At 52.3% G+C, this 3,016-nt stretch carries 1 rRNA gene; it reads left to right on the forward strand.

The features are described 5' to 3' along the window. Positions 1-54: 54 nt before the first annotated feature. Positions 55-2,994: ribosomal RNA gene (locus tag RYX56_RS21060) — 23S ribosomal RNA — on the forward strand. Positions 2,995-3,016: the final 22 nt, after the last annotated feature.

The raw sequence follows: 3,016 nt of genomic DNA on the forward strand, positions 1-3,016 counted from the left end.
AATAGAGAAGATTGAACGAGCATGTCAAGAATTCAACAACCTTTTTTAAATTTTGGTTAAGTTAGAAAGGGCGCACGGTGAATGCCTTGGCACTAGGAGCCGAAGAAGGACGCGACGAACGGCGAAACGCCTCGGGGAGCTGTAAGTGAGCTTTGATCCGAGGATATCCGAATGGGGGAACCCACTATTCGTAATGGAATAGTACCCATGCCTGAATACATAGGGCATGAGGAGGCAGACCTGGGGAACTGAAACATCTAAGTACCCAGAGGAAGAGAAAGCAAATGCGATTACCTGAGTAGCGGCGAGCGAAACGGTAACAGCCCAAACCAAGAGGCTTGCCTCTTGGGGTTGTAGGACACTCTATACGGAGTTACAAAGAAATAGAATAGGCGAAGCGATCTGGAAAGGTCCGCGACACAAGGTAACAGCCCTGTAGTCGAAATTCTATTTCCTCCAGAGTGGATCCTGAGTACGGCGGGACACGTGAAACCCCGTCGGAATCCGGGAGGACCATCTCCCAAGGCTAAATACTCCCTAGTGACCGATAGTGAACCAGTACCGTGAGGGAAAGGTGAAAAGCACCCCGGAAGGGGAGTGAAACAGATCCTGAAACCGTGTGCCTACAACTAGTTGGAGCCCGTTAATGGGTGACAGCGTGCCTTTTGTAGAATGAACCGGCGAGTTACGATGTCGTGCAAGGTTAAGCTGATAAGGCGGAGCCGTAGCGAAAGCGAGTCTGAATAGGGCGCATGAGTACGCCGTCGTAGACCCGAAACCGTGTGATCTACCCATGTCCAGGGTGAAGTTCAGGTAACACTGAATGGAGGCCCGAACCCACGCATGTTGAAAAATGCGGGGATGAGGTGTGGGTAGGGGTGAAATGCCAATCGAACTCGGAAATAGCTGGTTCTCCCCGAAATAGCTTTAGGGCTAGCCTCGAGGTTGAGAGTTTTGGAGGTAGAGCACTGATTGGACTAGGGGTCCCCACAGGATTACCGAATTCAGTCAAACTCCGAATGCCAAAAACTTTTACTCGGGAGTCAGACTGCGAGTGCTAAGATCCGTAGTCAAGAGGGAAACAGCCCAGACCATCAGCTAAGGTCCCAAAGTATACGTTAAGTGGAAAAGGATGTGGAGTTGCCCAGACAACCAGGATGTTGGCTTAGAAGCAGCCACCATTTAAAGAGTGCGTAATAGCTCACTGGTCGAGTGACTCTGCGCCGAAAATGTACCGGGGCTAAACGTATCACCGAAGCTATGGATTGACACCTTAGGTGTCAGTGGTAGGGGAGCGTTCTAAGTGCTGCGAAGTCAGACCGTGAGGACTGGTGGAGCGCTTAGAAGTGAGAATGCCGGTATGAGTAGCGAAAAGAGGGGTGAGAATCCCCTCCGTCGAAAGCCCAAGGTTTCCTGAGGAAGGCTCGTCCGCTCAGGGTAAGTCGGGACCTAAGCCGAGGCTGAAAAGCGTAGGCGATGGACAACAGGTTGAAATTCCTGTACCACCTCCTCACCGTTTGAGTAATGGGGGGACGCAGTAAGGTAGGGTAAGCGCACTGATGGATATGTGCGTCCAAGCAATTAGGCTGAGAAGTAGGCAAATCCGCTTCTCGTGAAGGCTGAGTTGTGATGGCGAGGGAAATATAGTACCGAAGTTCCTGATCCTCCACTGCCAAGAAAAGCCTCTAGCGAGGTGAGAGGTGCCCGTACCGCAAACCGACACAGGTAGGCGAGAAGAGAATTCTAAGACGCTCGGGAGAACTCTCGTTAAGGAACTCGGCAAAATGACCCCGTAACTTCGGGAGAAGGGGTGCTCTATTAGGGTGTATGCCCGAGAGAGCCGCAGTGAAAAGATCCAAGCGACTGTTTAGCAAAAACACAGGTCTCTGCGAAGCCGCAAGGCGAAGTATAGGGGCTGACACCTGCCCGGTGCTGGAAGGTTAAGAGGAGGGGTTATCCCTTACGGGAGAAGCTCTGAATTGAAGCCCCAGTAAACGGCGGCCGTAACTATAACGGTCCTAAGGTAGCGAAATTCCTTGTCGGGTAAGTTCCGACCCGCACGAATGGTGTAACGACTTGGATACTGTCTCAACGAGAGACCCGGTGAAATTATAGTACCTGTGAAGATGCAGGTTACCCGCGACAGGACGGAAAGACCCCATGGAGCTTTACTGTAGCTTGATATTGGATGTTGGTACAGTTTGTACAGGATAGGTAGGAGCCTTGGAAGTCGGAGCGCCAGCTTCGATGGAGGCGTCGGTGGGATACTACCCTGACTGTGCTGACATTCTAACCTCGAACCGTGATCCGGTTCAGGGACAGTGTCAGGTGGGCAGTTTGACTGGGGCGGTCGCCTCCTAAACAGTAACGGAGGCGCCCAAAGGTTCCCTCAGAATGGTTGGAAATCATTCGAAGAGTGCAAAGGCATAAGGGAGCTTGACTGCGAGACCTACAAGTCGAGCAGGGACGAAAGTCGGGCTTAGTGATCCGGTGGTTCCGCATGGAAGGGCCATCGCTCAACGGATAAAAGCTACCCTGGGGATAACAGGCTTATCTCCCCCAAGAGTCCACATCGACGGGGAGGTTTGGCACCTCGATGTCGGCTCATCGCATCCTGGGGCTGAAGTAGGTCCCAAGGGTTGGGCTGTTCGCCCATTAAAGCGGTACGCGAGCTGGGTTCAGAACGTCGTGAGACAGTTCGGTCCCTATCCGTCGCGGGCGTAGGAAATTTGAGAGGAGCTGTCCTTAGTACGAGAGGACCGGGATGGACACACCGCTGGTGTACCAGTTGTTCCGCCAGGAGCATCGCTGGGTAGCTACGTGTGGACGGGATAAGTGCTGAAAGCATCTAAGCATGAAGCCCCCCTCAAGATGAGATTTCCCATGGAGTTAATCCAGTAAGACCCCTTAGAGATGATGAGGTTGATAGGTCTGGTGTGGAAGCGTGGCGACACGTGGAGCTGACAGATACTAATCGGTCGAGGACTTATCCAAATTATTCTTGACACATGTTTAC

It is taken from the genome of Alkalihalophilus lindianensis (assembly GCF_032843265.1).
GTDB classification, from domain to species: Bacteria; Bacillota; Bacilli; order Bacillales; family Bacillaceae_D; genus Alkalihalophilus; species Alkalihalophilus lindianensis.